This window comes from Sphingomonas sp. G-3-2-10 (assembly GCF_012927115.1).
GTDB lineage: Bacteria > Pseudomonadota > Alphaproteobacteria > Sphingomonadales > Sphingomonadaceae > Sphingomonas.
The window spans coordinates 430,225-456,250 of sequence record NZ_JABBFY010000002.1 but is presented as its reverse complement, the minus strand read 5'-3'; the positions used below and the strand labels follow the sequence as shown (position 1 = coordinate 456,250).

Sequence of the window (26,026 nt, the reverse complement as noted above, 5' to 3'; positions counted from 1 at the left end):
GACGCAGGAAATGGGTTTTCTCAGCGGTCACAAGAAGATCGAGCGCAACGTCACCCTGCTCGGGGTGCTCGCGCTGGTCACCGTGGCGATCGGCGGCATCGTCGAGATCGCGCCGCTCTTCTGGATCGATTCCACGGTGAAGCGGGTCGAGGGCGTCCGGCCCTACACCCCGCTCGAGCTGGCCGGGCGCAATATCTATATCCGCGAAGGCTGCTATGGCTGCCACAGCCAGATGATCCGCCCGTTCCGCGACGAAGTGGAGCGCTACGGTCACTACAGCCTCGCCGCCGAGAGCATGTTCGATCACCCGTTCCAATGGGGGTCGAAGCGCACCGGACCCGATCTGGCGCGCGTCGGCGGCCGCTATTCGGACGAATGGCATTCGCAGCATCTGAAGGATCCGCGCGCCGTGGTGCCGGAATCGATCATGCCCGGCTACGCCTTCCTGTCCGAACGCAAGCTCGAAATGCCCGATGCGGGCAAGCATCTGCGGACCCAGCGCGCGGTGGGCGTGCCCTATACCGACGAGGACATCGCCAAGGCCGATGCCGATCTGCTCACTCAGGCCGGCCAGGGCGATGGCGATCAGGCCGATCTCGCCCGGCGCTATCCCAAGGCCCAGTCGCGCGATTTCGACGGCGATCCTTCGCGCCTGACCGAGATGGATGCGCTGATCGCCTATCTCCAGGGTCTCGGTACTCAAGTCGATTTCGAGAAGGTCAAGGCACAGGAGCAGGCGAAGTGAACTACGACGTGCTGCGCCACTTCGCCGACAGCTGGGGACTGGTCATCATGACCGTGATGTTCCTCAGCTTCGTCGGCTGGACCTTCCGCCCCAATGCGCGCCGCGATCATCGCCGCGCCGCGCACAGCATCTTCGAAGACGGGAACCGCAACGATGGCTGACGACAAGCGCATCGACGAAGCGACGGGCACGCGCTTCGTGGGCCATGAATGGGACGGGATCGAGGAACTCGATACGCCGATGCCGCGCTGGTGGCTGTGGACCTTCTACGCCTCGATCGTGTTCGCGATCGGCTATTGCATCGCCTATCCGGCATGGCCGCTGATGGAGCGCGCGACCGCGGGTGTGCTCGGCTGGACCAGCGAAGGCGAGCTGGAAGCCGAGATGGCGCGCGAGCGTACGCGCAGCGCCGGCGTGCTGGCCGAGATCGCGCGGACACCGGCGGAGAAAATCTTGTCCAACCCGCGCCTGCTGCGCGTCGCCGAGGAAGGCGGGCGTTCGGCGTTCAAGATGCATTGCGTCCAGTGCCACGGTTCGGGCGCGGCGGGCAGCTCGGGCTATCCCAACCTCAACGACGACGACTGGCTGTGGGGCGGCGACGTCGCGACGATCGAGCGCACCATCCAGCACGGCATCCGCCAGCCCGGCGACGACGGCACGCGCATGTCGATGATGCCCGCCTTCGGCAAGGACGGGATCCTGACCGCCGCAAACATCGACGATGTGGTGTCGCACGTGCGGGTGATTTCCGGACAGGAGCGGCCGAGCGCCGCCTCGCGCCGCGGAGTCGCGCTGTTCTCGGCCAATTGCGCTGCGTGTCACGGCGACGGCGGACAGGGCAATCGCAGCTTCGGCGCGCCCAGCCTGACCGATCCGATCTGGCTCTATGGCGGCGATCGCGATGCGATCACGCGCACCGTGACCAATGCGCGCTATGGGATCATGCCGGCATGGGTCGGGCGCCTCGATCCGGCGACGATCCGGATGCTGGCCGTCTATGTCCACTCGCTCGGCGGGGGCGAAGCGACGCCCGCGCCCACCCCCACTCCCTCTCCGGCGCCGGGCAATGGCCAGCCAAAATGACCCCGACAGCCCGGCGCGGCTGTTCGAGGCGCGGCGGAAGATCTTCCCGCGCAAGATCGACGGGACGTTCCGCCGCCTGAAATGGGCGATCATGATCGTCACGCTGACGATCTACTACGTCACGCCTTGGCTGCGCTGGGATCGCGGCGCATGGGCGCCCGATCAGGCGGTGCTGGTCGATCTCGCCAATCGCCGTTTCTACATGTTCTCGATCGAGATCTGGCCGCACGAATTCTATTATGTCGCCGGCCTGCTGATCATGGCCGGGATCGGGCTGTTCCTCGTCACGTCGGCGGTGGGCCGGGCATGGTGCGGCTATGCCTGCCCGCAGACGGTGTGGACCGACCTGTTCCTGCACGTTGAGCGCGCGATCGAAGGCGACCGCAACGCGCAGGTCCGATTGCAGAACGCGCCCTGGGGCCCCGCGAAGATCGCGAAGCGCGGGGCGAAATGGTCGGTCTGGCTGCTGATCTCGGTGCTGACCGGCGGCGCGTGGATCTTCTACTTCGCCGATGCCCCGGCGCTCGCCCGATCGCTGTTCGACGGGACCGCCCCATTCGTCGCCTATGGCACCATCGCCGTGCTGACCGCGACGACATTCATCCTTGGCGGGTTCATGCGCGAGCAGGTGTGTGTGTATATGTGCCCCTGGCCGCGCATTCAGGGGGCGATGCTCGACGAGAAGTCGCTGGTCGTCACCTATAAGGCATGGCGCGGCGAGCCGCGTTCGCGGGGGCTGAAGCGCGCCGTCGAAGGCGAAGCGGCGCTGGTTCCGGCGGGCGACTGCATCGATTGCAACGCCTGCGTCGCGGTGTGCCCCACCGGGATCGACATTCGCGAAGGACCGCAGATCGGCTGCATCACCTGTGCGCTGTGCATCGATGCCTGCGACCAGATGATGGAGAAGGTCGGCCGCCCGATCCGGCTGATCGGCTATACCACCGATGCCGACGAGAAGCTGGCGCGCAGCGGACAGCCTGCGCTGTCGCCGGTCCGCCGCCTGCTGCGCCCGCGCACCATCCTCTATTTCGCGGTTTGGGCGGCGATCGGCCTCGCCATGCTGTTCGCGCTGGGCAACCGCGCGCGGATCGACCTGAGCGTCCAGCAGAGCCGCAATCCTGTCTGGGTTCGCCTGTCCGACGGCAGCGTCCGCAACAGCTATACGGTCAAGGTCCGCAACATGGAGGCGCGGCCGCGCGAGGTCGAAATCGCCATCGACGGCGCGCCCGGCGTGATCTGGAACGAAGCTGGCACCCGCGAGAGCGCGGGCCGCACGGTGAGGATGCGGGTCGATGCCGATCAGGTCGCCAAGGCGCAATTGTTCGTCGCCGCGCCCGCCGCCGGCGACGCCCGCCAGCCGATCCGCTTCACCGTCCGCGCGCTCGATGGCGATGGCGCCACCGCGGCGGGCGAAAGTTACTTCGAACGTCCGGAGGCAGGACAATGACTCGACGTTTCACCGGCTGGCACATGGCCGGGATCATGGTGAGCTTCTTCGCGGTGGTGATCGCGGTGAATTTCTACATGGCGACGCAGGCCTCGCGGACATTCGGCGGCGTAGTGGTCGAGAACAGCTATGTCGCCAGCCAGCGTTTCAACGGCTGGCTGGCAGACGCGCGGGCGCAGGATGCGCTGGGCTGGCGCGCGACGCCGGCGGTGGACGATGCGGGCCGGGTGACGGTGGTGCTCGCCGACAATGAAGGCGCGATCCGGGGCGCGACGGTGATGGCTACCGCGACGCATCCGGTCGGCCGCCTGTCCGCGCGCAGCTTCGCGCTGCGGGATATGGGCGACGGTCGGTACGGCTCGGCCGAGGCGCTGGCCGCCGGGCGCTGGCAGCTGCGGATCGACGTCCGCGCGCAGGGCCGCGAAGCGCGGTTCGAACAGGATGTGCGGCGGTGAGCGCCCGCTCCGAATTCGCGGTCGAGGGGCTACGCTGCGCCAGTTGCATCGCCAAGCTGGAGACAGGTCTCGCGGGAACTGCGGGGGTCGCCTCGGCGCGCGTCAATTTCACGACGCGGCGCGTGACTGTCGAGCATGACGCCCGGATCGGCGATGCCGATCTGTGCGCGACGATGCGCGGGCTGGGGTTCGAGGCGCACCCCTTCGCCCTGGACGCACCCTCCGCCGCGAAGGGCGAAAGCAAGGCGCTGATGCTCGCGCTGGCCGTCGCCGGGTTCGCGGCGATGAACGTCATGCTGTTGTCGGTGTCGGTCTGGTCCGGAGCGGAAGGTGCGACGCGCGAACTGTTCCACTGGCTCTCCGCGCTGATCGCGATTCCCGCCATCGCCTATTCGGGCCGGACCTTCTTCCAGAGCGCATGGGGCGCGTTGCGGCAGGGGCGAACCAATATGGACGTGCCGATCTCGATCGGCGTCGTGCTGACCACGCTGATGAGCCTGTACGAAACCGCGACCGGCGGTGCGCACGCGTATTTCGACGGCGCGATCATGCTGATCTTCTTCCTGCTGGCGGGGCGCTTCCTCGACAGCGTGATGCGCGCGCGGGCGCAGGATGGCGTTGCGGCATTGCTGCGCCACGTGCCCGACAGCGTGACGGTAGTGATGCCCGACGGTTCGACGCGCCCGGTTGCCGCCGCCGAAGTCGAGCCGGGGATGCGCATCCTCGTCGCGGCGGGCGAGCGGATCGGGGTGGACGGACTGATCGAGCAGGGCGCGAGCGATGTCGATCGCTCGCTGGTAACCGGCGAGAGTGCGCCCGAAGCGGTGGCGGCGGGCGGCAATGTGCTGGCGGGGACGGTCAACCTCACCGCGCCGCTCACCGTGCGCGCCACCGCGGCCGGGCCGGATACGGTCATCGCCGACATTGCCCGGCTGATGGAGACGGCGGGCCAGTCCAAGTCGCGCTATGTCCGCATCGCCGACCGCGCCTCGCGGCTTTACGCGCCCGCAGTCCACAGCCTCGCTGCGCTCAGCTTTCTCGGCTGGTATGTCGCGGGTGCGGGGCTGCACCAGTCGGTGATGATCGCGGTCGCTGTGCTCATTATCACCTGCCCCTGCGCGCTGGGGCTGGCGGTGCCGATCTCGCAGGTGGTCGCGGCAGGTGCGCTGATGCGCGCCGGGGTGCTGATCAAGGACGGCTCTGCGCTCGAGCGGCTGGCCGAGGCGGACAAGGCGTTGCTCGACAAGACCGGCACGGTGACGCTGGGCAGCCTCACCTCGGTTTCCGGCCTGCCCGACGATCCCGGCCTCGCTTCGGCGCTGCTGGCGCTGGCCGGCGCGAGCCGCCATCCGTTGTCGGTCGCCATCGCGCGGCGGCTTCAGAGCGATGGTCTGACCGCCGCTGCGGTATTCGATCTGGCCGAGTTTCCCGGTCTCGGCGTCGAAGGACGCTGGGCGGGGCGCGAGATCCGGCTGGGCCGCGACGATTGGGCGCGGCAGGGTGAAAGCGCGGCCGGGGACAGGGTCGGCTGTACCTTCGCGGTCGAAGCCGGGCCGGACTTCCGCATCTCCTTCGTCGATGGCTTGCGGCCCGATGCCCCGGCAGCGGTGGCGCGGCTGCGCGAACAGGGTCTCGATCCGATGCTCGTCTCCGGGGACTCGTACGAAGTCGTTCGCCAGGTCTCGCGTGCGCTCGGTATCTTCGGCGCGGCCCGCGTATCGCCCGCAGGCAAACATGCCACGATCGAGCGGCTTCAGGCGGCGGGGCATCGTGTGCTGATGCTCGGCGACGGCCTCAACGACGGTCCGGCGCTCAAGGCCGCCTATGTCTCGATGGCGCCCGCCACGGCGTCGGATGTCGGCCAGCTCGCCGCCGATCTCGTTTTCTTCGGCGACAAGCTGGCGCCCGTGCCCGTCGCCGTATCCGCCGCGCGGCGGACGATGGCGGTCGTGCGCCAGAATTTCGTGATCGCCATCGGCTACAATGTCTTCGCGGTGCCGCTCGCCATCGCCGGGCTGGTCACGCCGCTGATCGCCGCGCTGGCCATGTCGGGATCGTCGCTGATTGTGGTGGCGAACGCGCTGCGGCTGCGGAGGGCGGCGCGATGAACGGCGTCGGCGTTCTCATCCCGATCGCGCTGCTGCTGGGACTGATCGGCCTTGCCGCCTTCTTCTGGTCGGCGCGCAGCGGCCAGTTCGAGGATCTCGACGGGGCTGCGCTGCGTATCCTGATCGACGAAGAGGAATAGAAAAGGGGCCGGTCCTCGCGGGCCAGCCCCTCCTCATTCCGGCTCGACTTCAGAAGCGAAAGCCGACGCCCATGCCGATCACCAGCGGATCGAGATTGGCGCGGACCTTCTGCGTTCCGATCGCTGTGGTGCGCAGCGTCACATCGGTATCGATGTCGATATATTTGACGTCGAAATTGACGAACAGGTTGCGGCCCACATCGATATCGACGCCCGCCTGTGCCGCCCAGCCGAAGCTGTCCGACATGCTGACTGTCGTCGGCCCCACCGCGCCGGTCAGGCCGCTGCTCGCCTTCTCGTTCCAGAAGATCGTATAGTTGATCCCGGCTCCCAGATAGGGCCGCACCTTGCCCTTGGGGTTGAAGTGATATTGCGCGGTCAGCGTCGGCGGCAGCACCCAGGTCGAGGCGAGATCGCCGATCGCACCGGTGGTGCCGGTCTTGCCCGAAGCGCTGTGCTTGGTGGTCGATGCGATCAGCTCGAAGCCGATAGTGTCGGTGACCATATAGGTCAGGTCCACTTCGGGCATGATCGCGTTATTGACCGCGACCTTCTCCGCCGGGAAGGTCGGGGTGATGCCGCTCGAGCGTTCGTTGGGCACCACCGCGATCGCGCGTACGCGGACCAGCACGTCCCCGGCCGAGATGCCCTGGCTGTCCTGCGCCAGCGCGGGGCTGGTGCCCGCGGCCGATGCCAGCAACGCGGCGATGAAGATCGACTTGTTCATTGCGTCCTCCTTTTCTGAGGAGCGCGCTAGGCCCGTGGGGCAGCCTCCGCCTTGCGCGGACGCAAATGCCCGTTTGACCGCGATCAAGGGGCGCGGTTTCAGGATCGGGCAGGAAGGCGCCATGTGGCGCTATCATCCCGAACTGCTCGCGACCCCGGTCCCGCGCTATACCAGCTTCCCCACCGCAGCCGAGTTCGGCGACGATGTGAGCGGAATCTATCTCGCACAAGCGCTCGACGCGGTGGGCGAGGATGAAGCCGTCTCGCTCTATCTGCACATCCCCTATTGCCGCGAGCTTTGCTGGTATTGCGGCTGCAACACCGGCGCGGCGAACCGCGTGGGACGCGTAGACGCCTATCTCCACCGGCTGGGCGAGGAGCTCGAGATGGTCGCCGACCGGCTCGGCGGGCGCGGGCGGATCGGCCGGATCGCGATCGGCGGCGGCAGCCCCAATGCGATCGCGCCAGAGCAATTCGAAGCGCTGATGACGCGAGTGCGTCGCACGTTCGAGATCGCCGATCCGGTCATCTCGGTCGAGATTGATCCGCGCGGGTTCGACCGGCGCTGGGCCGAGACGCTGGGCGAGCAGGGCGTGACGCGCGTGAGTCTGGGCGTGCAGACCTTCGCCCCGCCCATTCAGGCGGCGATCGGCCGGGTCCAGCCGCTGGAGGAAATCGCCAACGCGACCGGATGGCTGCGTCAGGCGGGAGTCGATTCGATCAATTTCGACCTGATGTATGGCTTGCCCGGCCAGACCAGCGACGAACTCGACGCGACGCTGACTCAGGCGATCGCGATGATGCCCGAGCGTCTGGCGGTGTTCGGCTATGCCCATGTGCCGCACCTGATCCCGCGCCAGCGCCAGATCGACGCCAGCGCGCTGCCCGGCGCCGAAGAACGCTTCGTTCATGCCGCACTGGCCAGTTCGCGCCTGACCGGCGCGGGCTATGATTCCATCGGCTTCGATCACTTCGCGTTGCCGCACGATGCCATCGCCGCCGCCGCGCGGCGGGGGCAGTTGCGCCGCAATTTTCAGGGCTTCACCGAAGACCCGGCTGAAGTGCTGATCGGGCTTGGCGCATCGGCGATCAGCGCCTTTCCCGACCGGCTGCTGCAGAACGAGAAGAATAGCGGCCGCTATCATCTGCGCATCGCCAATGGCCGGTTCGCGACCGCGCGGGGCGTTCGCCGCAGCGCGCTCGACATGAAGCGGGGCAAGGCGATCGAGCAATTGCTGTGCACCGGGACCGCCGATCTCTCCGGCTTGCCCGACCTGCGCGAAATCCGCGAGCGGCTGATCCCGTTCGAGGCGCGCGGGCTGGTGACGACCGAAGGCGGCATGATCGAGATCGCCGGCGACGCGCTGCCCTATGCCCGCGGCATTGCTGCTACGATCGACCCGTATCGCTCGCACAGTGCGACGCGGTTCAGCAGCGCGATCTGAGCGATGCGGCTGGGCCTGCTTCCGCTGATCGCGCTTGCGATGGGCACCTCCAACGCAGCGGCGCAGGTTTCGCCCGCCGCCAGCATCCTGATCGATACGTGCCTGGGCAGGCAGATTCGCATTCCACTGGAGCATCCGGGAAAGCCAGGCGATCCCGAATGCGCGGTGGCGTGCCATGCGATCTGCAGCCGCCGCACGCATCTGGCGAACCGGGCAGGCTGATGGCGGATCGCTGGACGAAAAAACGGCCGCCCTCCGGGAAGGAAGGGCGGCCTGAGACGCTATGCCGGCAGGAGAGGGTCGCCGGAAAAGCCCGATTCCGCGGCGATCCTTAAGGGGAAGGATTTAAGCCGCCACGGAGGCGTGCCAATTTCCTATCAAATCAGTATGCATTGAGTAGCAAGTTTCGCTATTGCGGCTGAAAGTGTCCGTTGGTCAGCGGACGGGCCGGGTCGTGCCACGGGCGCGGGCGGTTAGCACCGGAACCCTCCACCTACGCAAAAATCTCGCTTGAAAGGCGATAAGACAATCTTGTTACAAAATCCCACTAATATGATGGGATATTGGCGGACCGGCCAGCGATACAATGATAAAAGGGGTCCTTGCATGCGCCATTTCCTGTTCCTGCTGACCAGCGCGGCCTTCCTGCCCATTCCGGCGTTCGCCCAGGACGCGCCTGCGCCGGCCGAAGACCAGTCCGCGTCCGGCGAGATCATCGTCACCGGCACCCGCTTCGCCAACCGTACCGTGACGTCGTCGCCCGTGCCGATCGACGTGCTGAACGCCGAAGCGGTGCGCGGTTCGGGCTATGACGAGACCACCGAGATCCTGCGCCAGCTGGCGCCGTCCTTTGCCTTCGCGACGCCGACCACTCCCGACGGCAACACCCATATCCGCTCCGCGTCGTTGCGCGGCCTTTCGCCCGACGAGACGCTGGTGCTGCTCAACGGCAAGCGCGTCCACACTGCGGCATGGGTCAATACCGGCGGCACGATCGGCAAGGGATCGGTCCCGACCGATCTCAACCAGATCCCTTCGGCCGCGATCGGGCGGGTCGAAATCCTGCGCGACGGCGCATCGGCGCAATATGGATCGGATGCGATCGCCGGCGTGATCAACATCATCCTGCGCGCGGACACCGCGATCCACGGCACCGCGAGCTACGGCACCACCTATGACGGCGGCGGCGATACCTATGCGCTCTCGCTGGGCGGCGGTTTCAAGCTGGGCGACGACGGCTTCGTCAACGCGACCGTCTATTATCGCGATCACAAGGCCGCGAACCGCGCCGAGCCCGATACGCGGCAATTCTATCTGGGCATCTCGCCGACGGGCACGCCGCAGCCGCTATCGGCCCGCTACGGATCGGGCACCGGCCTCAATGCGCCCGGCGGCGTCGCGGGCACGGTCCGCGATCCGCGCGAAGCGACGGTCGACCGCAACGTCTGGCGCTTCTCCGATTCCGGCGACATCGAGGAAGTCACCGGCATCGTGAATTTCGCCAAGCCGCTCGGTTCGGTCGAACTCTATGGTTTCGGCGGCTACCGGGTGAGCGAAGCCCATTCCAACGCGTCGTTCCGCCGCCCCGGGCAGGACGAAAATGTCCGCGCGCTCTACCCTGATGGCTTCCTGCCCTTCATCAACACCCGCAGCACCGATTATTCGGCAGTGGTCGGCGTGCGCGGCGAGATCGGCGGCTGGGACTGGGATCTGTCGAGCGCCTATGGCGGCAACGAGATCGAGTATCGCACCGAGAACACGCTCAACGCCACGCTTGGCACCGCCAGCCCGACGCGCTTCTACAATGGCGAATATGCCAACTCGCAATGGACGACCAACCTTACCGTTTCGAACGGTTATGAGGTCGGCTTCGCGTCGCCGCTCGATGTCGCGTTGGGCGTCGAGTATCGCCGCGACGGGTACCGGATCGGTGCGGGCGAGCCGAACAGCTATGCCTTCGGTCCGGCGCGCATTCTCGACGGGCCCAATGCCGGCGCGGTGCCGACGATCGGGTCGCAGGGCTTTGCCGGGATCCAGCCCGCCGACACCGTCGACACCAGCCGCGACGCGGTCGGCGCGTTCGCCGAACTGGGCGCGGAGCCGGCGCGCGGCTGGCGGATCAACCTCGCGGGCCGCTTCGAGCATTACAGCGACTTCGGCGACAGCTGGAACTGGCAAGGCTCGACCCGGCTCGAACTCGGCGCGGGCTTCGCGCTTCGCGCATCGGCGGGCAGCGGCTTCCACGCCCCCGCGCTGGCCCAGCAATATTTCAGCTCGACCAGCAGCCGGACGATCGTCAACAATTCGACCGGCTTCCCCGAATTCGTGCTGGTGCGCACCGCGCCGGTCGGCTCGCCGCTGGCGCGCGCGCTGGGATCGCAGGATCTGAAGCCCGAAAAGTCGCAGAGCTTCGGCGGCGGCCTCACCTTCGCGCGCGGTGGGCTTACGGCGTCGGTCGATTATTATCATATCGACATCGACGACCGGATCTTCCTGTCGTCCAATTATGTCGACGCATCGGGCAGCCGGCGGTTGCGCGACTATCTGGCGGGGATCGGCATCCCCGGCGTGACGAGCGTGCGCTATTTCACCAACGCCGCCGACACGCGCACGCAGGGCGTCGACGTGACGATCGCCTGGTCGGGCGATGTCGGCGACTGGGGCAGACTGAAGCTGACCGGCGCGTACAACCACAACACCACGCGTCTGCGTCGCGTGTCCGCCACGCCCGGCCAGATCACGTCGCTGGGGATCACCACCCCGCTGTTCGACGTCAACGAGCGTACCCGCGTTCAGTACGGTCAGCCAAGGGACAAGGTTGCGCTGGGCGCGAACCTGAAGGTCGGGATCATCACCATCGATGTCCGCACCACACGTTATGGCAAGGTCGAGCAGGTCGCGCTGACCAACCAGTCGCCCGCGAACGTCGCGCTCGCGGCACAGGGCGCGACGAAGTTCCGTACCCAGCCGACCGAGTCGGGAACCGCTGGCAATCTCGACATCATCCAGCAGCTCGATCCCAAATGGGTGACCGATCTGAGCATCACCGGGCAGGTGACGAGGAATGTCGCGCTGACGATCGGGGCGAACAACCTGTTCAACGTCTATCCGACCGAGAACATCCGCTCGACTGCCGCGCTGACCGGCGGGGACACCAGCGGCGCCTTCCCCTATAGCGAGTTCTCGCCGTTCGGGTTCAGCGGCGGCTATTATTACGTCCGGTTGGGAGTGTCGTTCTGATGGGCGAAGCGCGACTTTCCCGCCGCGAGTGGATCGGCGCGGCGGGGCTGGCGGGTGTGGCGGTCTCGGTTCCCGCCGTGGCGGCGGGGCAGGATCCCGCTCGCCTCTCGCTCAACGAGAATGCCTTCGGCCCTTCTCCGGAGGTGCCCAAGGCCATCGCCCGCGCGACGCCGGGGCTGGAACGCTATGTCGGGCAGGACGAGGCCGATGCGCTCGCCACCCGCATCGCGGCGCTCGAGGGGGTGTCGCCGGATCAGATCGTGATCGGCGAAGTGCTCGAGGCGCTGGGCCTGTTCCTCGCGCGGCGTCGGACGGGCGGGGGCAGCTTCGTCTATTCGACGCCTGGTTATACCGCGCTGATCGACGCCGCCGCGCCGCTAGGCGGGCGGGGCGTCGCAGTGCCGTTGAATGCGAAGCACGAGAATGACCTGCCCGCACTGGCGGCGGCGATCGATGCGAGCACGCTGGCGGTGTCGCTGGTCAATCCGCACAATCCATCGGGCACGGTGAACGACACGGTAGCGTTCGATCGCTTCGTGCTGGATGCCGCACGGCGGAGGCTGGTGGTCGTCGACGAAGCCTATCTCGAATATGACGATTTCGCAGGCCGCAGCGCGATCCGGCATGTCCGCTCGGGCGCGAACGTGCTGGTGTTTCGCACCCTTGCCAAGATCTACGGACTCGCCGGGCTTTCGATCGGCTATGCGGTCGCGCCCGCGCCGCTTGCCCGGGACCTGCGCGCCGCCGGGATCGGTGCGCCGCATTCGCTCAGCCGTCTCGCGCTCGCTGCCGCCGATGCCGCGTTGGGAGATCAGACCCATGTTCGCACGGTGCGCGATGCGACGCTTGGCGAGCGGGTGCGGGTAACGCGCGAACTCGACCGTCTCGGCTATTCGCACAGCGACAGCCGGGCCAATTTCATATTCTTCCGTCCCTCGGGATCGACGGCCGAGCTGCGCGCGAAATTCGATCGCGCGGGCATCCGGATTGCGCGTCCTTTTCCGCCGCTGGAGGACTGGATCCGCATCACCATCGGCCGGCCGGCGGAGAATGACCGGGTGATCGCGGTGCTGCGAGGCTGAATTCAGAGCCGCAAGCCGCCGTCGACCGATATGACCGCGCCGTTGATGTAGCTGCCCGCCTGCGAACGCTGGCGGCGGTGATCGTACGGGTGACCAACGGCCGGATCTCGATTACCATCTCCGATCCCGATCAGACCCAGACTGCGCCGATCACCGTGCGGGTCAATCTGCCCACAGCAGCGTCAATTCGACCCAGCCCTCGGTCTCGGTCAGTCGCACCTCGACCTATGCCGACATCACCTTCTCGCCCGCCGGAATGAAGGGCGCGGGCGGCCGTGCGGTGTTGAACATCTGAAACAGAGCGAAGTGCGCCGTTCCGCGTTCGGACGCGGGCGGCGCACCGCCGCAAAGGCCTTCAGCCACGAGGGCCGGATCAGCGCCTTCGTCCGCCCGGAGCGGACCTGAATCTCGCCGTCCATCCCGCGAATCACCCCTGAAATCGCCGCCGCTCCGGCGGCTTCGGCGCGTCCGGTTTCGGCCGTGGACGGATCGGAAAAGACGCCCCTGCGCATGATTTGACGCGCAAGGATCGCGGAAAATCGCGCATTCTTCATGTCCGGTGTTCGGGCAAGCCTCATCGCATCATATTGATAAGAAGTGGATTTCCAGAGCTGCATAGGCGCGCCCTCTCAACACTATTTCATAATTGACACGTCGTCTCACAGGTGGCACGAATATGTGGCGGCCGGGAAGATCCGGGGTCAAGGAGGGGATATGCGAGACATGAAAATGACGACGCGGATGCGCAGGATGCTGGCTGGAACGGCCGCCTGTTCGGCGATGGCGATGGTTGCGCTGTGGGCGCCCCATGCCGCGGCGCAGACTGCCAAGGACGAGAGCGCGGAAGCCCAGGAAGGCGAGGAAATCGTCGTCACCGGCTATGCCGCCAGCCTCGAGCGCGCGCTGCAGAACAAGCGCAACTCCGACGTGATCAGCGACGGCATCGCCGCCGAGGATATCGGCAAATATCCCGAACAGAATGTCGCGGAATCGCTTCAGCGCGTCACCGGCGTCCAGATCACCCGTACGCTCGGCGAGGGCCAGTTCCTCAGCGTTCGCGGCCTCGATCCCAAATTCACCAACACGCTCTACAACGGCCGCCAGCTGCCTTCGGCTTCGGGCACGCGCGCCTTCGATTTCCAGGTGCTGACCGCGAACTTCGCGAGCCGCGTGGACGTCTATAAGTCGCCTTCGGCCGATCTGATGGAAAGCGGCCTGGCCGCCACCGTCAACATGCAGACGATCGATCCGCTGACCGTGGGCCGCAAGGTCGCGCTCAGCGTCGAAGGCAATTACGACCAGCAGCTCGAGGGCAGCATCGATCCGCACGTCTCGGCGCTGTACAGCGACACGTTCCTCGACGGACGGCTGGGCATCAGCGTCGCGGTCGATTTCAACGACCGCAAGTTCAACAGCCAGACCTACAGCACCGATGGGGTGCTGGCCGACGGCACCTATGCCGGCCCCGGCACGCGCTACCGCGTGTTCGCGGTGCACCAGAACGACCTGATCGGCAGCAACAAGCGCCGCAGCGCGACGGGCACGATCCAGTTCAAGCCGGCCGACAATCTCGAACTGCGGCTCGACGGCATCTATTCGCATTTTGCCCAGAAGTTCGACATGTACCAAGGCAACAACTGGTATGCCGGCGCCGGCGCGCTCGGGCCATCGCCGACGGACTCGACCACGGTCGACGGCAACGGCGTCGAAGTCGCGTGGCGCGGCACCAACGTCTTCGCCTGGGTGCAGGCCAACCGCTACGAGTTCGTGCAGGACATGTACTCGACCGCCTTCTCCGGCGCGCTCGATCTCGGCAAGTGGAAGGTGAGCGGCGAGATTTCGTACGGTCACGCGATCGAGCGCACCACGCAGGCGTTCATCTCATGGGCGACGCGCTCGCCCGGCGCGAGCCTGTGGTACGACACCACCACCGATCCGGGCGGCCCGGCCAGCTTCGGCTTCTACAACGGCTTCGATCCGACCAACAAGAACAACTATTATTTCTTCGGCGTGCAGGGGAATTACCGCCAGCCCACGACCGACGAGATCTGGAACGGCAAGGTCGATGTCTCGCGGACGTTCGACAGCGGCTTCCTGCGCGGCATCCGCGCCGGCATCAATATCCAGGATCGCATCCTGGCGACCACGCCCAACTATATCAGCAACTCGGCTGCGGGCCTGCCCGCCGACATGAGCGGCTATCTCTACGTCCGGCGCAATCCGAACTTCTTCGCGTCCTATGACGGCGGTTCGGAATTCCCGCGCACCTTCCTGACGGTCGATCTGCCTGCGATGTTCGCCGACTATCCGCTCGACAAGCTGGCGACGATCAACCCGCCGATCCAGTCGCTGACCACCACCACGCGGGTGCAGGAAAAGTCGCAGGCCGGCTATATCCGCGCCGACTTCGCGTCGAGCAACGACCTGCTCAAGATCAATGCCGGCGTCCGGCTGGTCCGCACCGAGCAATTGTCGTCGGGCTATGTACCGACGCCGAACGCTACGCTGATTTACGGCCTGTTCGGCGGGTCTAACTCGCTGAGCTACAGCGACGCGGCGATCCAGGCGCAGCGCAACGTCTATACCTATGCGTTGCCGTCGTTCAACGCGCGCTACCAGATCGGCAACGACCTGCTCGTCCGCTTCGCGCTGGCCCGGGTGATGCAGCGTCCGGACATGAACCTGCTGGCCGCGGCGAGCAGCCCGAACGCCTCGTCGGGCCCACCGCCTTCGGGCACGTGGCGCGGTACGCTCAATCGCGGCAATCCGGACCTCAAGCCCTATCTGTCGGATCAGGCCGATCTGTCGCTGGAATGGTATTTCGGGCGCCAGAACATGCTGGGTGCCGCGGTGTTCGTGAAGCGGGTGCAGAACCTCGTCCTCACGAACTATTTCGACCAGACCGTCAATGTGACGCTGAACGGCAGCAACACCGTGTTGCCGATCACGCTGGCGACGGCGCAGCCGGTGAATGCCGAGACCTCGACGATCAAGGGTCTGGAAGTCGGCTATCAGCAGTCGCTCAACTTCCTGCCCGGACCGCTCGGCAAGCTGGGCGTGCGCGCCAACTGGACGCACATCTGGTACGGCACCGTGGTGCTCAATCAGGGGTCGCCCGCGGTGCCGCTGACCGGCATCTCGAAGGACACCTACAATCTCGGCGCCTATTATGACGACGGCACCTTCAGCCTGCACGCCGGCTATAATTACCGCAGCCGCTGGGTGCAGGACCCGCTGAGCTACTTCGGCGACGGCATCTTCACCGAAGGCTATGGCCAGCTCGATTTCGCGGCGAACTATCGCATCACGCAGAACTTCAGCCTGAATGCCTGGGTGATGAACGCCACCCAGTCCGCCCTGCGGCAGACCAACCGCTACGGCATCACGCGCCTCTATGAACTGAGCGGCCGACGCTTCACCATCGGCGCCCGTGCCACCTTCTGAGGCACGGCCCGCGCAAGCGGGATGAACGGCTCCCCCGCGCCGCCGGCAAACCTGCCGGCGGCCAACCGGGGAGCGACACGAGGAGTTGAGGGCGTCCCATGCATCATGTGATCGATCCGGCAGCCGATGACGGCACCACCGGGATCGCCGCGGGCAGCGGCAATCTGTTCTATGTCACGCTGGTCAGTCTGGTTTCTGCGCTCGGCGGGTTCCTGTTCGGCTACGAGACCGTCGTCATCGCGGGCGCATTGTCGCTGGTGAAGGCGCAGTTCGGTTTCGGCGCGGTGATGGAGGGCTGGTTCGTCACGTCCGGCCTGTTCGGCTGTGCGGCGGGCGTGCTGATCGCGGGCCGGTTGTGCGACAGCCTGGGCCGCAAGAATGTGATGCTGATCGGCGGCGTGCTGCTGGGCCTGTGCGCGGTGATCTGCGCCTTCGCGCCGACCGCGGACTGGGTGATCGTCGGGCGTATCGTCGGCGGTCTTGGCGTCGGCGTCGCATCGATCGTGTCGCCGCTCTACATTTCCGAAGTGGCCCCGCCGGATGTGCGCGGGCGGCTGGTCTCGCTGTTCCAGCTGACGATCTGCATCGGCATCGTAACGGCCATGCTCGTCAATGCAGAGCTGCTCAACTTCGCGCTTTCCGCAAACGCCGTGAACGACACGGGGATCTGGCACTGGCTGCTGGTGAGCGAAGCCTGGCGCGGCATGTTCCTGACCCAGCTGGTGCCGTCGCTGCTATTCTTCGGCCTCGCGCTGCTGGTCCCCGAAAGCCCGCGTTGGCTGGCGCTCAAGGGCCGCACCCAAAAGGCGCTGGGCGTGCTGGCGCGGCTGCGCGGCAATACCGAAGCAGCCTCGGCCGAGCTGGCCCAGATCGAGCGTTCGATGCAGACCGAGGAAGCCTCGGTCGGCGCGTGGTGGCGCGGCCCGCTACGCCGTCCGCTGTTCCTCGGCGTGTTCCTCGCGGTCTTCTCGGAGCTCAGCGGCATCACCGTGGTGATGTATTACGGTCCGACCATCCTCGAACGTGCCGGTATCTCGGGCGGCGCTTCGCTCGGCGGCCACGCGGTGATCGGCATCGTGCTGGCGAGCTTCACCGTGTTGTCGCTGTTCGTGGTCGATCGCTTCGGCCGGCGCGCGGTGCTGCTGACCGGCTGTGCCGGCGCGGCGGTGGCGCTGACCGCGACCGGCATCTGCTTCGGAATGGGCATCACCGACGGCGCGGTCATCATCGCCCTGCTGTGCATGTTCGTCGCCTTCTTCGCCTTCTCGCTCGGTCCGATCAAATGGATCGTCATCTCCGAGATCTTCCCGACCAGCGTGCGGGCCCGGGCGATGGGCGTGGCGACGGTGGCGGTATGGATCACCGATATCGTGATCAACCAGGCCTTCCCGGTGGTGCGCGATCTGTTCGGCGTGTCGGCGATGTTCCTGGTCTTCGCAGTGTTCCTCGCGATCCAGTTCGTTGTGGTGCTGACCAAGCTGCCCGAGACCAAGGGCCTGCCGCTCGAGGACATTCTCTCGCTGTGGAACGCCAGGTCGGGAGGCCGCGCATGACCATCGATTTCACCGGCAAGACCGTCATCGTCACCGGCGGCGCGGGCGGACTGGGCAAGGCCTTCTCCCTCGAATTCGCCAGGCTGGGTGCCCAGCTGATCGCCAACGACCGGGACGAGGAAGCGGGCGTGGCGCTGATCGCCGAAGCGCAGGGCCTGCCCGGCACGATCCACTTCGTCGCGGGCAGCATGGGCGAGGAAGCGACCTGCGACCGGCTGGCGGCGAAGGCCGCGGAACTCGGCGGCGTCGACGTGCTGTGCAACAATGTCGGCATCCAGCCGCCAACCAGCTATGTCCCTGCACACGAGCTGGACGATGCGATCTGGGACGCGATCCTGACGGTCAACGTCAAGTCGTTCTTCTGGATGACCAAGCGCTGCGTCCCGCAGATGCTGGCCAGGGGCGGCGGCGTCATCCTCAACACCGGCAGCGTGCAGGGTATCCAGTCGCAAAAGGGCGCGGCCGCCTATGCCGCGTCAAAGGGCGCGGTGCTGTCGCTCACGCGTCAGCTGGCGCTGGAATATGCCGAACAGAATATCCGCGTGCTCTCGATCGCGCCGGGCACCTTCGACACGCCGCTGATGAAGCAGGTCGAAGAGGGAATCGCGGACAAGACCTACATTCCGCGCCTTCGCAATGCCTATCCGATGAAGCGGTTCGGGCGGCCGGAGGAACTGGCGCGCGTGGTCGCCTTCCTCGCCAGCGACGGAGCGTCCTTCATGACCGGCGAATGCGTGACCGTCGACGGCGGGATCATGGCCCAGGGCGGCTGGGCCCAGTGACAAGACTATCAGTGAAGAGGGATTGGCGATGAAACTGACTCGTAAGGACTTTCTGCGCGGCGGGGCCGCCCTTGCGGCGGCTTCCAGCCTGCCCGCGCTTCCGGCGAGCGCAAGCGGATCGGCCGCCGCGCCGGCATCGGGCAAGGGCCCGGCGGTGAAGCCCTCGGCGGCGGGGATCGACAAGCTCAATCCCGTCATCCGCCTCTATCCCGAAAAGTCGGTGTTCCGCAGCGGCAACATCCGCTTCGGCGTGGGCGAACTGGAGATGATGCTGCCGTTCCTCGGCACCGGCGAGATCATCTGGAACTTCAACGTCATTGATCCGGGCCGCTATCGCATCGCGCTTTGCTATTCGACGGTGAAGGAGGGCCAGCCCGTCACGCTCACCGTGAACGGCAAGCAGGACCTGAACTTCTCCGCGCCGGTGACCAAGGGCTATTTCATCCCGCATCCGCAGGGCCCGGTCGACGATCCCGGCGATCCCGATACCGATGGCTTCTGGCGGATGCGCGAATATTATCTGTTCGAACGCAAGCCGGTGGAAGGTGAAGTGGATCTGGTTCGCGGCGTCAATGTCGTGAAGCTCAAGGTCACCGCGCCAAAGGGCAAGGAGGTGTTCCGCCTGCGTTCGGTCGAGCTGACGCCGGTGGCGAAGCTGGCTGAGATCGAGGCTGATTTGGCGCGCCAGCGCGCCAATCGCGCGAACACCGACTGGTTCGCCGATGCCGGTTACGGCTTGTGGTTTCACTTCATCGAACAGACCACGCCGCGTTCTGGCCCGCGCAAGCCGTACAAGGAAGCGGTCGACGCGCTGGACGTGAAGGCGATCGCGAAGACGGTGGCGGATTGCGGCGCCCGGTACCTGATTTGGGCGGTCAATCACGGCAGTCCGCATTGTCCCGCGCCGATCAAGTCGTGGGAACGGCTGCACCCCGGCACGACCACCAAGCGCGACCTGCTCATGGAGCTCGCCGACGAGTTGGCGAAGTACCGGATCGAGCTGATGCTGTATCAGAACTGCCCGGGCACGGGTAAGCTGATCCAGCAACATCAGCGCGCGATCGACACCCCGACCTTCAGCGAAGCCGAATATGCCGCGCAGATCATCGAGGTCTTCGAGGAGTTCGGCGCGCGCTACGGCACCAAGGTGAAGGGCTGGTGGCTAGACAGCTGGTTCCAGACGATGGAGAGCTATCCCAACCTGCCGAACGAAGCGATCGATCGCGCGATCAAGAGCGGCAACAAGGACTGTATGTCCTCGTTCAATGGCTGGGCCTTCCCCAACGAGGTCGAGTGTCAGGACTATTGGTGCGGCGAGATCACCGATCTGCCCGCCAAGCCGTTCGGGTCGCGCTATCTCAAGGATGGCCCTGCCGCGGGAATGCAGGCGCATTCGGCGATCAAGCTCGACGCGCCCTGGTTCCACATCACCGAGAATAAGGAGATGGAGCCGCCACTCTACTCTGCGCGGGAGCTTGCTGACTATATCCGGCTCTGTCAGCGCGACCGTGCGCCGGTGACGCTGGGCGTCGGGATCTTCCAGGACGGCACGATCGGCGAGAAGTCGTACGCGGTGCTCAAGGAACTCAAGAGCCTGATCCGCAAGGACCGGAAGCGCCGCTGATGACTTGCGTGAGTAAGGCGTACCCGTCCGGGGAGGGGATGCGATGACCGACAGGCCGGTCATCGTCCTCTCGCCGGGCGACAATGTGGCGATCTGCCGCCGCAACATCAGCGCCGGTGAGGCGCTGGTGATGGATGGCGATACCGCCGTCGCGCGGTCGGACGTTCCGCTGGGCCACAAGATCGCCCGGCGGTTCATCCCGTCGGGCGGCGAGGTGGTCAAATACGGCATGTCGATCGGATCGGCGACCGCGGACGTGCTCCCCGGCGAGTGGGTCCATCTGCACAATCTCGAGAGCAATTACATCTCGACCCACACACGGGATTCGGAAGCGCGTTCATGATCATCGCCGACGCCTATCTTCGCGCCGATGGTCGCAAGGGCATCCGCAACGTGGTTGCGGTGGTCTATCTTGTCGAGTGCGCCCATCACGTCGCGCGGCGCGTGGTCGACCGCGCCGACGATCCCGACGTGCATCTGCTCGGTTTCCCCGGCTGCTATCCCAACGACTATTCGCTGCGGATGATGAAGGCGCTGACGACGCACCCCAATGTGGGCGGCGCGGTGCTGGTGTCGCTCGGCTGCGAGGGGTTCGACCGCGAGGGGCTCGGGGCGTTCATCTCGAACAGCGGCCGCCCGGTCGAGACTGTCGTCATCCAGGAAGTCGGCGGCACCCGCTCGGGCATCGATGTCGCACTGGAAGCGGTGAAGCGGGTCCAGTCGGTCATGCGCGAGACCGAGATCCGCGTGCCGATGACGATGGCCGAGCTGTCGATCGGCACGATCTGCGGTGGATCGGACGGGACCAGCGGCATCGCCGCCAATCCGGCGGTGGGCCGCGCTTTCGACCGGCTGATCGATGCGGGGGCGACCTGCATCTTCGAGGAAACCGGCGAGATGATAGGCTGCGAAGGCGCGATGAGCGTCCGCGCGGCTTCGCCTGACGTGGCCGAGGCGATCAACGTCTCGATCGCGAACGCCGAAAGCTATTACCGCGCGATGGGCTATGGCAGCTTTTCCCCCGGCAATGCCGAGGGCGGCTTGTCCACGCTCGAGGAGAAGTCGGCGGGCGCCTATGTGAAGTCGGGCAGCCGCCCGATCGACGGGGTGATCCGCCCGGCCGAACAGCCCGACAAGCCCGGCCTGTATCTGCTCGACGTGGTGCCGGCGGAAGCGCCGCGCTTCGGCTTCCCCAACATCGCCGACAATGCCGAGATCGTCGAACTTATCTCGTGCGGCGCGCACCTGACCCTGTTCACCACGGGGCGTGGCTCGGTCGTCGGATCGGTGATCGCGCCGGTGGTGAAGATCACCGGCAATCCCGAAACCTATGCGCGGATGCACGAGGATATGGACGTGGACGCCGGCCGCATCATGCTGGGCGAAGCCACGCTCGACGAAGTGGGCGACGAACTGTTCCAGCTGGTGCTGGCGATCGCGCGGGGCGAGCACAGCAAGTCGGAAGCGCTGGGGCATCGCGAGTTCATCCTGAACTACAAGTCGATCGATGCGATCGGCCCCTCCTGTCATCCGGGAGGCCGCTGATGGGACGGCTGGCGGGCAAGACCGCGATCGTCACCGGCGCGGGCGCGGGCATCGGCCGGACCACGGCCGAATTGTTCGCGGCGGAAGGCGCGACCGTCTGGGCGACGGACCGCAATGCAGCAGTGCTCGAGGGCATTGCCGGCTGCACCCCGGCGGCGCTCGACGTCACCGATGCGGCGGCGGTCGATGCGCTGCGCGACCGGATCGGCGGCGTGGACGTGCTGTTCAATTGCGCGGGTGTAGTCAGCGCCGGCACCGTTCTCGATTGCACCGATGCGGACTGGTCGCTGGCGCTCGACGTCAACGTGACTGCGATGTTCCGCACGATCCGCGCCTTCCTGCCGGAGATGCTGGCGCGCGGCGGCGGATCGATCATCAACATGGCGTCGATCGTCGGCGCGCCGAAGGGGGCGCCCAACCGCTTCGCCTATGGCATGTCCAAGGCAGCGGTGGTCGGGCTGACCAAGTCGGTCGCGGTCGACTACGTCACGCGCGGCATCCGCTGCAACGCGATCTGCCCTGGCACGATCGAGACGCCGTCGCTCCACGACCGGCTGCGCGAGACCGGCGATTTCGAAACCGCGCTGGCCGCGTTCAAGGCGCGCCAGCCGATGGGCAGGCTCGGCCAGCCCGGTGAGATCGCGGCGCTCGCGCTCTACCTCGCGTCCGACGAATCCGCCTTCATGACCGGACAGGCCGTGATGGCCGACGGGGGCTGGTCGATCTGATCCAACCATAATCAACGACAGGAGAGGGGACTGAAATGACACGGACCATCTTTGCCGGCCTATGCGCTGCAATGAGCGCGATGCTGCTGAGCGCGACACCCGTGGCGGCCGCGCCGCGCGATCTGAACGTCCAGACCGATTGCGGCGCGAAGGGCGATGGCGGCGCCGACGATACCGACAAGATCCAGGCCTGTATCAGCCGCGCCGCGGGTAGCGGTCAGGCCGTCTATATCCCGACCGGCGTCTATCGCCTGACCGGCCAGTTGCGGATCGCCAACCACAATACCACCATCTATGGCACCAGCAGCGCGACGACGACTTTGGTCCAGACCAACGGCACCGCGCACATCTTCCACATCTCGAACGACGGCAACCCGATCGATCGCATCCAGATCCGTGATCTGGAGATGTTCTACTCCACGCCGAACCCGACCGGTTTCGGCATCCTGTGCAACAATTGCTGGCGCACCTATTTCCAGCAGCTCAACATCGGCCGCGCCGCGACCAATGCATTCATGAGCACCGGAATCTGGGTGAACGACGGCAACCAGGTGTTCGTGCAGGACAGCGTGATCACCTATGCCAGCAAGCAGAGCCTCTACTTCGCCGAAGTGGGCGACGTGTATCTCTCCGACCTCGAGATCAACCAGTATGACGACAGCACCGGCTCGGTCGGTGCGGTGTTCGATACCGGCGTCGGCGGCATCTATGCGATCAACGTCAACGTCACCGGCGGCCATACCGGCTTCCTGTTCCAGAACAGCCAGAACAAGGTGCCGCCCAATTTCGGCTTCTTCACCAATTGCCTGGCCGACACGCTGAACGGCGTGGGCTGGAATTTCCAGGCGGCCCAGTCGATGCGGTTGACCAACAGCTGGTCGGCGACCGCCGCGGTGCATGGTGTCATCGTGAAGGATGTCGACGGCCTGAGCATCACCGACTCGCGCATCTACAATAATGGCGGCGACGGCATCCTGGTCGAGCCGGGCGCGCGCAACTTGACGATCAAGGATTCGACGATCACCGGCAATTCGCGCGGCGCGCCGCGGCGGCACTACGGCATCAACGTCTCGGCCGGGGTCAGCGATTTCCAGATCCTGGGCAACATGATCGGCACCGCCGACGGCTTCGCGAACACCCAGGCCTATGGAATCTATATCGCTCCCGGTGCGTCGGACAATTACATGATCGTCGCCAACGAGGTGCGCCGGAACCTGTCAGGCGGGCTTCAGAACGGCGCGACCGGCGCGAACAAGGTTGTCGCCAACAACCTGTAACGGGAGGAACCTGGCGGGCATGCACGTCATCGACACGCACGCGCACTTCTGGGACGTCGATACCCTTCACTATCCGTGGATCGAGAAGGGGTCGCCGTTCGACCGGAGCTTTCACCTGAGCGACTATCAGCGGGCATCCGCCGAAGTGCCGGTCCGGCGAATGGTGTTCGTGGAATGCGACGCACATGCCCGCTGCTCGGTAGCGGAAGCCGAATGGGTCGCGGGGCTGGCGCAAGCCGATCCTCGCATCCAGGGCATCGTCGCGCGGGTGTCGTTTCTCGACGACGAGTGGAAGGCTACGCTCGACCGGCTGGCGGCGATGCCGCTGGTGCGGGGCATCCGCGACAATATCCAGGACAAGCCCGCCGGCTTCGCCGTGCAGGACCGGTTCGTCGCGGGCGTGCGCGAAGTCCATGACCGCGGCCTCCATTTCGAATTGTGCCTCAAACATCCCCAGATCGGCGAGACGATCGGACTGGTGCGCGCCTGTCCCGACGGGCAGTTCGTGCTCGATCATTGCGCCAAGCCGGGCATCGCCGCGGCGCTGCGCGAGCCGTGGCACAGCGACATGCGCGAACTCGCGGCCTTCCCCAATGTCGTGTGCAAGATCTCCGGCCTGATCACCGAAGCCGATTGGGAGAAGTGGGTTCCCGACGAGATCCTCTGGTACGCCCGCGCCTGCGCCGAAGCGTTCGGGCCGGAGCGCATCCTGTTCGGCAGCGACTGGCCGGTCAGCGAAGTCGCGGGCGGATTCATGGCGTGGTTCCGGCTGGCGCAGGCGCTGAGCGCCAACTGGAGCGAGGTGGATCGCGAGCGCTTCTTCTGGCGCAATGCCGAGCGGGTCTATCGCCTTACCGGAGACTGACGTCGAATTGATTGCTCTTGCCGCCGCAAGTCGCATAGGTGTTCACGGGGCGCGAAAAACTGCGCAAACGACAAGGCAAGCGAGAGAAATAGGGGATGCCGAAAGAGAAGTCTGCGCAGAAGACTGTGGTCTATCATGCGCCTGCGCTGGAGAAGGGCCTCGATATCCTCGAATTGCTTGCGACCGTGACGCGCCCGATGGGCCTGTCCGAAATCTCCGCAGCGGTGGGCCGGTCGAAGAACGAGATTTTCCGCATGCTTCAGGTGCTGGAGCGGCGCCAGTATCTCGAGCGGCCGCCGGGCACCGACTATTATCAGCTGACCAACCACCTGTTCCTGCTCGGCATGGAGCGGCCGCCGCTCAAGCGCCTGCTCGATATCGCGCTGGTGGTGATGCACGAGCTGTCGGACGAGACCCAGCAATCGTGCCACCTCGTGGTGCCGTCCGAGGAATATATGGTCGTGATCGCGCGGATCGATCCGCCGGCCGATCTCGGGCTGGTGGTGCGCATCGGCCATCGCCGCCCGATCCTCGCCGCGACGTCGGGCCTGGTGCTCACCGCCTTCCAGCTCGATTCGGTGCGGGCGCGCTGGGTCGAGGAATATGGCGCGGACCTGACGAAGAAGGCGCGCGCCGATCTGACGCAGAAGCTCGAGGGGATCGCGGCGGCAGGCTATGCCGCGATCGACAGTACGGTGGTGCCCGGCGTGACCGACATCTCCGCGCCGGTGATCCATAACGGCGTCGCGGTCGCCGCGCTCACCATTCCGTACATGAATCGCGCAGGCGTGCCGGTGTCGCAGGGCGAAGCCGCCGCGCTGATCTGCGCGCGGGCGGAAGCGATCTCGCAAAAGCTTTGATCGATCCCGCCCTGGCGGATTAGCCGGTCACGTCCTGCCGCTGGTCGCCCAGCTTCTCGATGCCGAGTTCGATCACGTCGCCCGCTTTCAGGAACCACGGCTCGGGCTTCTGTCCCATGCCCACGCCCGGCGGGGTGCCGGTGGTGATGATGTCGCCGGGCAGCAGCCGCATGAAGCGCGAGATGTACGAGACGAGGTGCGCCACGCCGAAGATCATCGTCGCGGTGCTGCCAGTCTGGACGCGCATGCCGTTGACGTCGAGCCACATCGACAGCGCCTGCGGATCGCCCACTTCGTCGCCGGTCACCAGCCAGGGGCCGATCGGGCCGAAGGTGGGGCAGCCCTTGCCCTTGTCCCAGGTGCCGCCGCGCTCGAGCTGATATTCGCGCTCGGACAGGTCGTTGACCACGCAATAGCCGGCGACATGATCCAGCGCGTCGGCTTCGGAAACCTGCCACGCGGCGGTGCCGATCACGACGCCCAGTTCGACTTCCCAGTCGGTCTTGGTCGATCCGGGCGGGATCGCGACCGGATCGTTCGGTCCCTGGATGCAGCTCACTGCCTTGGTGAACAGGATCGGTTCGGCGGGCACGGCCATGCCGGCTTCCGCGGCATGATCCGAATAGTTCAGGCCGACCGCGATGAACTGGCGGGTGCCGGTGAAGGGGGCGCCGAAGCGCTCGGGATTTTCCACAACGCGCAGCGTCGAGAGATCGAGCGCGGCCAGTGCCTTTAGCCGCTCGGGTGACAGTTCTTCGGGGCCCAGATCGGCGACGATGCCCGACAGGTCACGCAGCGTGCCTTTCGCGTCCATCACGCCGGGCTTTTCGGCGCCCGCCTTGCCATAGCGGCACAATTTCATGCGTCTCTCTCCTAC

24 protein-coding genes are annotated in these 26,026 nt (G+C 66.1%); 21 read left to right on the top strand and 3 right to left on the bottom strand.

Features of this window, described 5'->3' with window-relative positions; translation table 11 throughout:
• Positions 1–10 precede the first annotated feature (10 nt).
• Genes ccoO through ccoS form a run of 7 tightly spaced genes read left to right on the top strand, consistent with a single transcriptional unit; the run spans position 11 to position 5,978 of the window.
• The gene (gene ccoO, locus HHL13_RS18790; protein WP_169557463.1) at positions 11–745 is read left to right on the top strand and encodes a cytochrome-c oxidase, cbb3-type subunit II; all 735 of its coding nucleotides are present in this window, start codon (positions 11–13) and stop codon (positions 743–745) included.
• Positions 742–906 (top strand): cbb3-type cytochrome c oxidase subunit 3, encoded by a 165-nt coding sequence (locus tag HHL13_RS18785; RefSeq protein WP_169557462.1) that lies wholly within the window; start codon positions 742–744, stop codon positions 904–906. Before ccoO ends, HHL13_RS18785 begins: the two co-directional genes overlap by 4 nt.
• A complete protein-coding gene (gene ccoP, locus HHL13_RS18780; protein WP_169557461.1) occupies positions 899–1,828 on the top strand; it encodes a cytochrome-c oxidase, cbb3-type subunit III in 930 nt (309 codons plus the stop codon). The genes HHL13_RS18785 and ccoP overlap by 8 nt, the downstream gene beginning before the upstream one ends.
• A complete protein-coding gene (gene ccoG / locus HHL13_RS18775; RefSeq protein ID WP_169557460.1) occupies positions 1,812–3,275 on the top strand; it encodes a cytochrome c oxidase accessory protein CcoG in 1,464 nt (487 codons plus the stop codon). Before ccoP ends, ccoG begins: the two co-directional genes overlap by 17 nt.
• On the top strand, positions 3,272–3,730 hold the full coding sequence (locus tag HHL13_RS18770; RefSeq protein ID WP_169557459.1) for a FixH family protein: 459 nt from the start codon (positions 3,272–3,274) through the stop codon (positions 3,728–3,730). The genes ccoG and HHL13_RS18770 overlap by 4 nt, the downstream gene beginning before the upstream one ends.
• A complete protein-coding gene (locus tag HHL13_RS18765; protein WP_169557458.1) occupies positions 3,727–5,838 on the top strand; it encodes a heavy metal translocating P-type ATPase in 2,112 nt (703 codons plus the stop codon). Before HHL13_RS18770 ends, HHL13_RS18765 begins: the two co-directional genes overlap by 4 nt.
• Entirely contained in the window at positions 5,835–5,978 is a 144-nt protein-coding gene (ccoS, locus tag HHL13_RS18760) for a cbb3-type cytochrome oxidase assembly protein CcoS (RefSeq protein ID WP_169557457.1), read from the top strand. Before HHL13_RS18765 ends, ccoS begins: the two co-directional genes overlap by 4 nt.
• 49 nt (positions 5,979–6,027) lie before the next feature.
• Here the strand turns inward: ccoS and HHL13_RS18755 are convergent, their stop codons facing one another.
• Entirely contained in the window at positions 6,028–6,705 is a 678-nt protein-coding gene (locus HHL13_RS18755; RefSeq protein WP_169557456.1) for an OmpW family outer membrane protein, read from the bottom strand.
• 73 nt (positions 6,706–6,778) lie between these two features.
• Between HHL13_RS18755 and hemN the strand changes: the two genes are divergently transcribed.
• The 4 genes from hemN to HHL13_RS18735 all read left to right on the top strand — a co-directional run bounded on the left by hemN (position 6,779) and on the right by HHL13_RS18735 (position 12,471).
• Entirely contained in the window at positions 6,779–8,149 is a 1,371-nt protein-coding gene (hemN, locus tag HHL13_RS18750) for an oxygen-independent coproporphyrinogen III oxidase (protein WP_346775590.1), read from the top strand.
• 3 nt (positions 8,150–8,152) lie between these two features.
• Complete coding sequence (locus HHL13_RS18745; protein WP_169557455.1) at positions 8,153–8,371, top strand: hypothetical protein; 219 nt, start codon at positions 8,153–8,155, stop codon at positions 8,369–8,371.
• 384 nt (positions 8,372–8,755) lie between these two features.
• Positions 8,756–11,389 (top strand): TonB-dependent receptor, encoded by a 2,634-nt coding sequence (locus HHL13_RS18740; RefSeq protein WP_169557454.1) that lies wholly within the window; start codon positions 8,756–8,758, stop codon positions 11,387–11,389.
• A complete protein-coding gene (locus HHL13_RS18735) occupies positions 11,389–12,471 on the top strand; it encodes a histidinol-phosphate transaminase (protein ID WP_169557453.1) in 1,083 nt (360 codons plus the stop codon). Before HHL13_RS18740 ends, HHL13_RS18735 begins: the two co-directional genes overlap by 1 nt.
• A gap of 236 nt (positions 12,472–12,707) precedes the next feature.
• On the opposite strand, the gene HHL13_RS18730 is transcribed toward HHL13_RS18735, so the two are convergent.
• Entirely contained in the window at positions 12,708–13,088 is a 381-nt protein-coding gene (locus tag HHL13_RS18730; protein ID WP_169557452.1) for a hypothetical protein, read from the bottom strand.
• 97 nt (positions 13,089–13,185) lie between these two features.
• Here HHL13_RS18730 and HHL13_RS18725 point away from each other — a divergent pair, with 97 nt between their 5' ends.
• The 10 genes from HHL13_RS18725 to HHL13_RS18680 all read left to right on the top strand — a co-directional run bounded on the left by HHL13_RS18725 (position 13,186) and on the right by HHL13_RS18680 (position 25,149).
• Positions 13,186–15,915, top strand: a complete 2,730-nt coding sequence (locus HHL13_RS18725) for a TonB-dependent receptor (RefSeq protein ID WP_169557451.1) — start codon at positions 13,186–13,188, stop codon at positions 15,913–15,915.
• A 98-nt stretch (positions 15,916–16,013) separates the two neighbouring features.
• Complete coding sequence (locus tag HHL13_RS18720) at positions 16,014–17,468, top strand: sugar porter family MFS transporter (protein WP_169557450.1); 1,455 nt, start codon at positions 16,014–16,016, stop codon at positions 17,466–17,468.
• The gene (locus HHL13_RS18715) at positions 17,465–18,250 is read left to right on the top strand and encodes a glucose 1-dehydrogenase (RefSeq protein WP_169557449.1); all 786 of its coding nucleotides are present in this window, start codon (positions 17,465–17,467) and stop codon (positions 18,248–18,250) included. The genes HHL13_RS18720 and HHL13_RS18715 overlap by 4 nt, the downstream gene beginning before the upstream one ends.
• A 28-nt stretch (positions 18,251–18,278) precedes the next feature.
• Complete coding sequence (locus HHL13_RS18710) at positions 18,279–19,874, top strand: hypothetical protein (protein ID WP_169557448.1); 1,596 nt, start codon at positions 18,279–18,281, stop codon at positions 19,872–19,874.
• A 43-nt stretch (positions 19,875–19,917) separates the two neighbouring features.
• Positions 19,918–20,217: a UxaA family hydrolase gene (locus tag HHL13_RS18705; protein ID WP_169557447.1), complete on the top strand. Its 300-nt coding sequence runs from the start codon at positions 19,918–19,920 to the stop codon at positions 20,215–20,217.
• Positions 20,218–20,219: 2 nt separating this feature from the next.
• On the top strand, positions 20,220–21,419 hold the full coding sequence (locus HHL13_RS18700) for a UxaA family hydrolase (protein ID WP_169557853.1): 1,200 nt from the start codon (positions 20,220–20,222) through the stop codon (positions 21,417–21,419).
• Positions 21,419–22,147 (top strand): SDR family oxidoreductase, encoded by a 729-nt coding sequence (locus HHL13_RS18695; protein ID WP_169557446.1) that lies wholly within the window; start codon positions 21,419–21,421, stop codon positions 22,145–22,147. Before HHL13_RS18700 ends, HHL13_RS18695 begins: the two co-directional genes overlap by 1 nt.
• Before the next feature lie 71 nt (positions 22,148–22,218).
• Positions 22,219–23,424 carry a right-handed parallel beta-helix repeat-containing protein gene (locus HHL13_RS18690; protein ID WP_169557445.1) on the top strand — a complete coding sequence of 402 codons (1,206 nt, stop codon included), beginning with the start codon at positions 22,219–22,221 and terminating at the stop codon, positions 23,422–23,424.
• Positions 23,425–23,443: 19 nt separating this feature from the next.
• Entirely contained in the window at positions 23,444–24,289 is an 846-nt protein-coding gene (locus tag HHL13_RS18685; protein ID WP_169557444.1) for an amidohydrolase family protein, read from the top strand.
• Between the two features lie 95 nt (positions 24,290–24,384).
• Positions 24,385–25,149 carry a helix-turn-helix domain-containing protein gene (locus HHL13_RS18680; RefSeq protein ID WP_169557443.1) on the top strand — a complete coding sequence of 255 codons (765 nt, stop codon included), beginning with the start codon at positions 24,385–24,387 and terminating at the stop codon, positions 25,147–25,149.
• A 19-nt stretch (positions 25,150–25,168) separates the two neighbouring features.
• Here the strand turns inward: HHL13_RS18680 and HHL13_RS18675 are convergent, their stop codons facing one another.
• Positions 25,169–26,011 carry a fumarylacetoacetate hydrolase family protein gene (locus HHL13_RS18675; RefSeq protein ID WP_169557442.1) on the bottom strand — a complete coding sequence of 281 codons (843 nt, stop codon included), beginning with the start codon at positions 26,009–26,011 and terminating at the stop codon, positions 25,169–25,171.
• Positions 26,012–26,026 lie beyond the last annotated feature (15 nt).

Excerpts from the sequence above, each read along its gene's own strand:
- ccoO (WP_169557463.1), top strand. The coding sequence starts at position 11 with ATGGGTTTTCTCAGCGGTCACAAGAAGATCGAGCGCAACGTCACCCTG.
- ccoP (WP_169557461.1), top strand. The coding sequence starts at position 899 with ATGGCTGACGACAAGCGCATCGACGAAGCGACGGGCACGCGCTTCGTG.
- ccoG (WP_169557460.1), top strand. The coding sequence starts at position 1,812 with ATGGCCAGCCAAAATGACCCCGACAGCCCGGCGCGGCTGTTCGAGGCG.
- HHL13_RS18770 (WP_169557459.1), top strand. The coding sequence starts at position 3,272 with ATGACTCGACGTTTCACCGGCTGGCACATGGCCGGGATCATGGTGAGC.
- ccoS (WP_169557457.1), top strand. The coding sequence starts at position 5,835 with ATGAACGGCGTCGGCGTTCTCATCCCGATCGCGCTGCTGCTGGGACTG.
- HHL13_RS18755 (WP_169557456.1), bottom strand. The coding sequence starts at position 6,705 with ATGAACAAGTCGATCTTCATCGCCGCGTTGCTGGCATCGGCCGCGGGC.
- HHL13_RS18745 (WP_169557455.1), top strand. The coding sequence starts at position 8,153 with ATGCGGCTGGGCCTGCTTCCGCTGATCGCGCTTGCGATGGGCACCTCC.
- HHL13_RS18740 (WP_169557454.1), top strand. The coding sequence starts at position 8,756 with ATGCGCCATTTCCTGTTCCTGCTGACCAGCGCGGCCTTCCTGCCCATT.
- HHL13_RS18735 (WP_169557453.1), top strand. The coding sequence starts at position 11,389 with ATGGGCGAAGCGCGACTTTCCCGCCGCGAGTGGATCGGCGCGGCGGGG.
- HHL13_RS18730 (WP_169557452.1), bottom strand. The coding sequence starts at position 13,088 with ATGCAGCTCTGGAAATCCACTTCTTATCAATATGATGCGATGAGGCTT.
- HHL13_RS18725 (WP_169557451.1), top strand. The coding sequence starts at position 13,186 with ATGCGAGACATGAAAATGACGACGCGGATGCGCAGGATGCTGGCTGGA.
- HHL13_RS18720 (WP_169557450.1), top strand. The coding sequence starts at position 16,014 with ATGCATCATGTGATCGATCCGGCAGCCGATGACGGCACCACCGGGATC.
- HHL13_RS18715 (WP_169557449.1), top strand. The coding sequence starts at position 17,465 with ATGACCATCGATTTCACCGGCAAGACCGTCATCGTCACCGGCGGCGCG.
- HHL13_RS18710 (WP_169557448.1), top strand. The coding sequence starts at position 18,279 with ATGAAACTGACTCGTAAGGACTTTCTGCGCGGCGGGGCCGCCCTTGCG.
- HHL13_RS18705 (WP_169557447.1), top strand. The coding sequence starts at position 19,918 with ATGACCGACAGGCCGGTCATCGTCCTCTCGCCGGGCGACAATGTGGCG.
- HHL13_RS18695 (WP_169557446.1), top strand. The coding sequence starts at position 21,419 with ATGGGACGGCTGGCGGGCAAGACCGCGATCGTCACCGGCGCGGGCGCG.
- HHL13_RS18690 (WP_169557445.1), top strand. The coding sequence starts at position 22,219 with ATGAGCGCGATGCTGCTGAGCGCGACACCCGTGGCGGCCGCGCCGCGC.
- HHL13_RS18685 (WP_169557444.1), top strand. The coding sequence starts at position 23,444 with ATGCACGTCATCGACACGCACGCGCACTTCTGGGACGTCGATACCCTT.
- HHL13_RS18680 (WP_169557443.1), top strand. The coding sequence starts at position 24,385 with ATGCCGAAAGAGAAGTCTGCGCAGAAGACTGTGGTCTATCATGCGCCT.
- HHL13_RS18675 (WP_169557442.1), bottom strand. The coding sequence starts at position 26,011 with ATGAAATTGTGCCGCTATGGCAAGGCGGGCGCCGAAAAGCCCGGCGTG.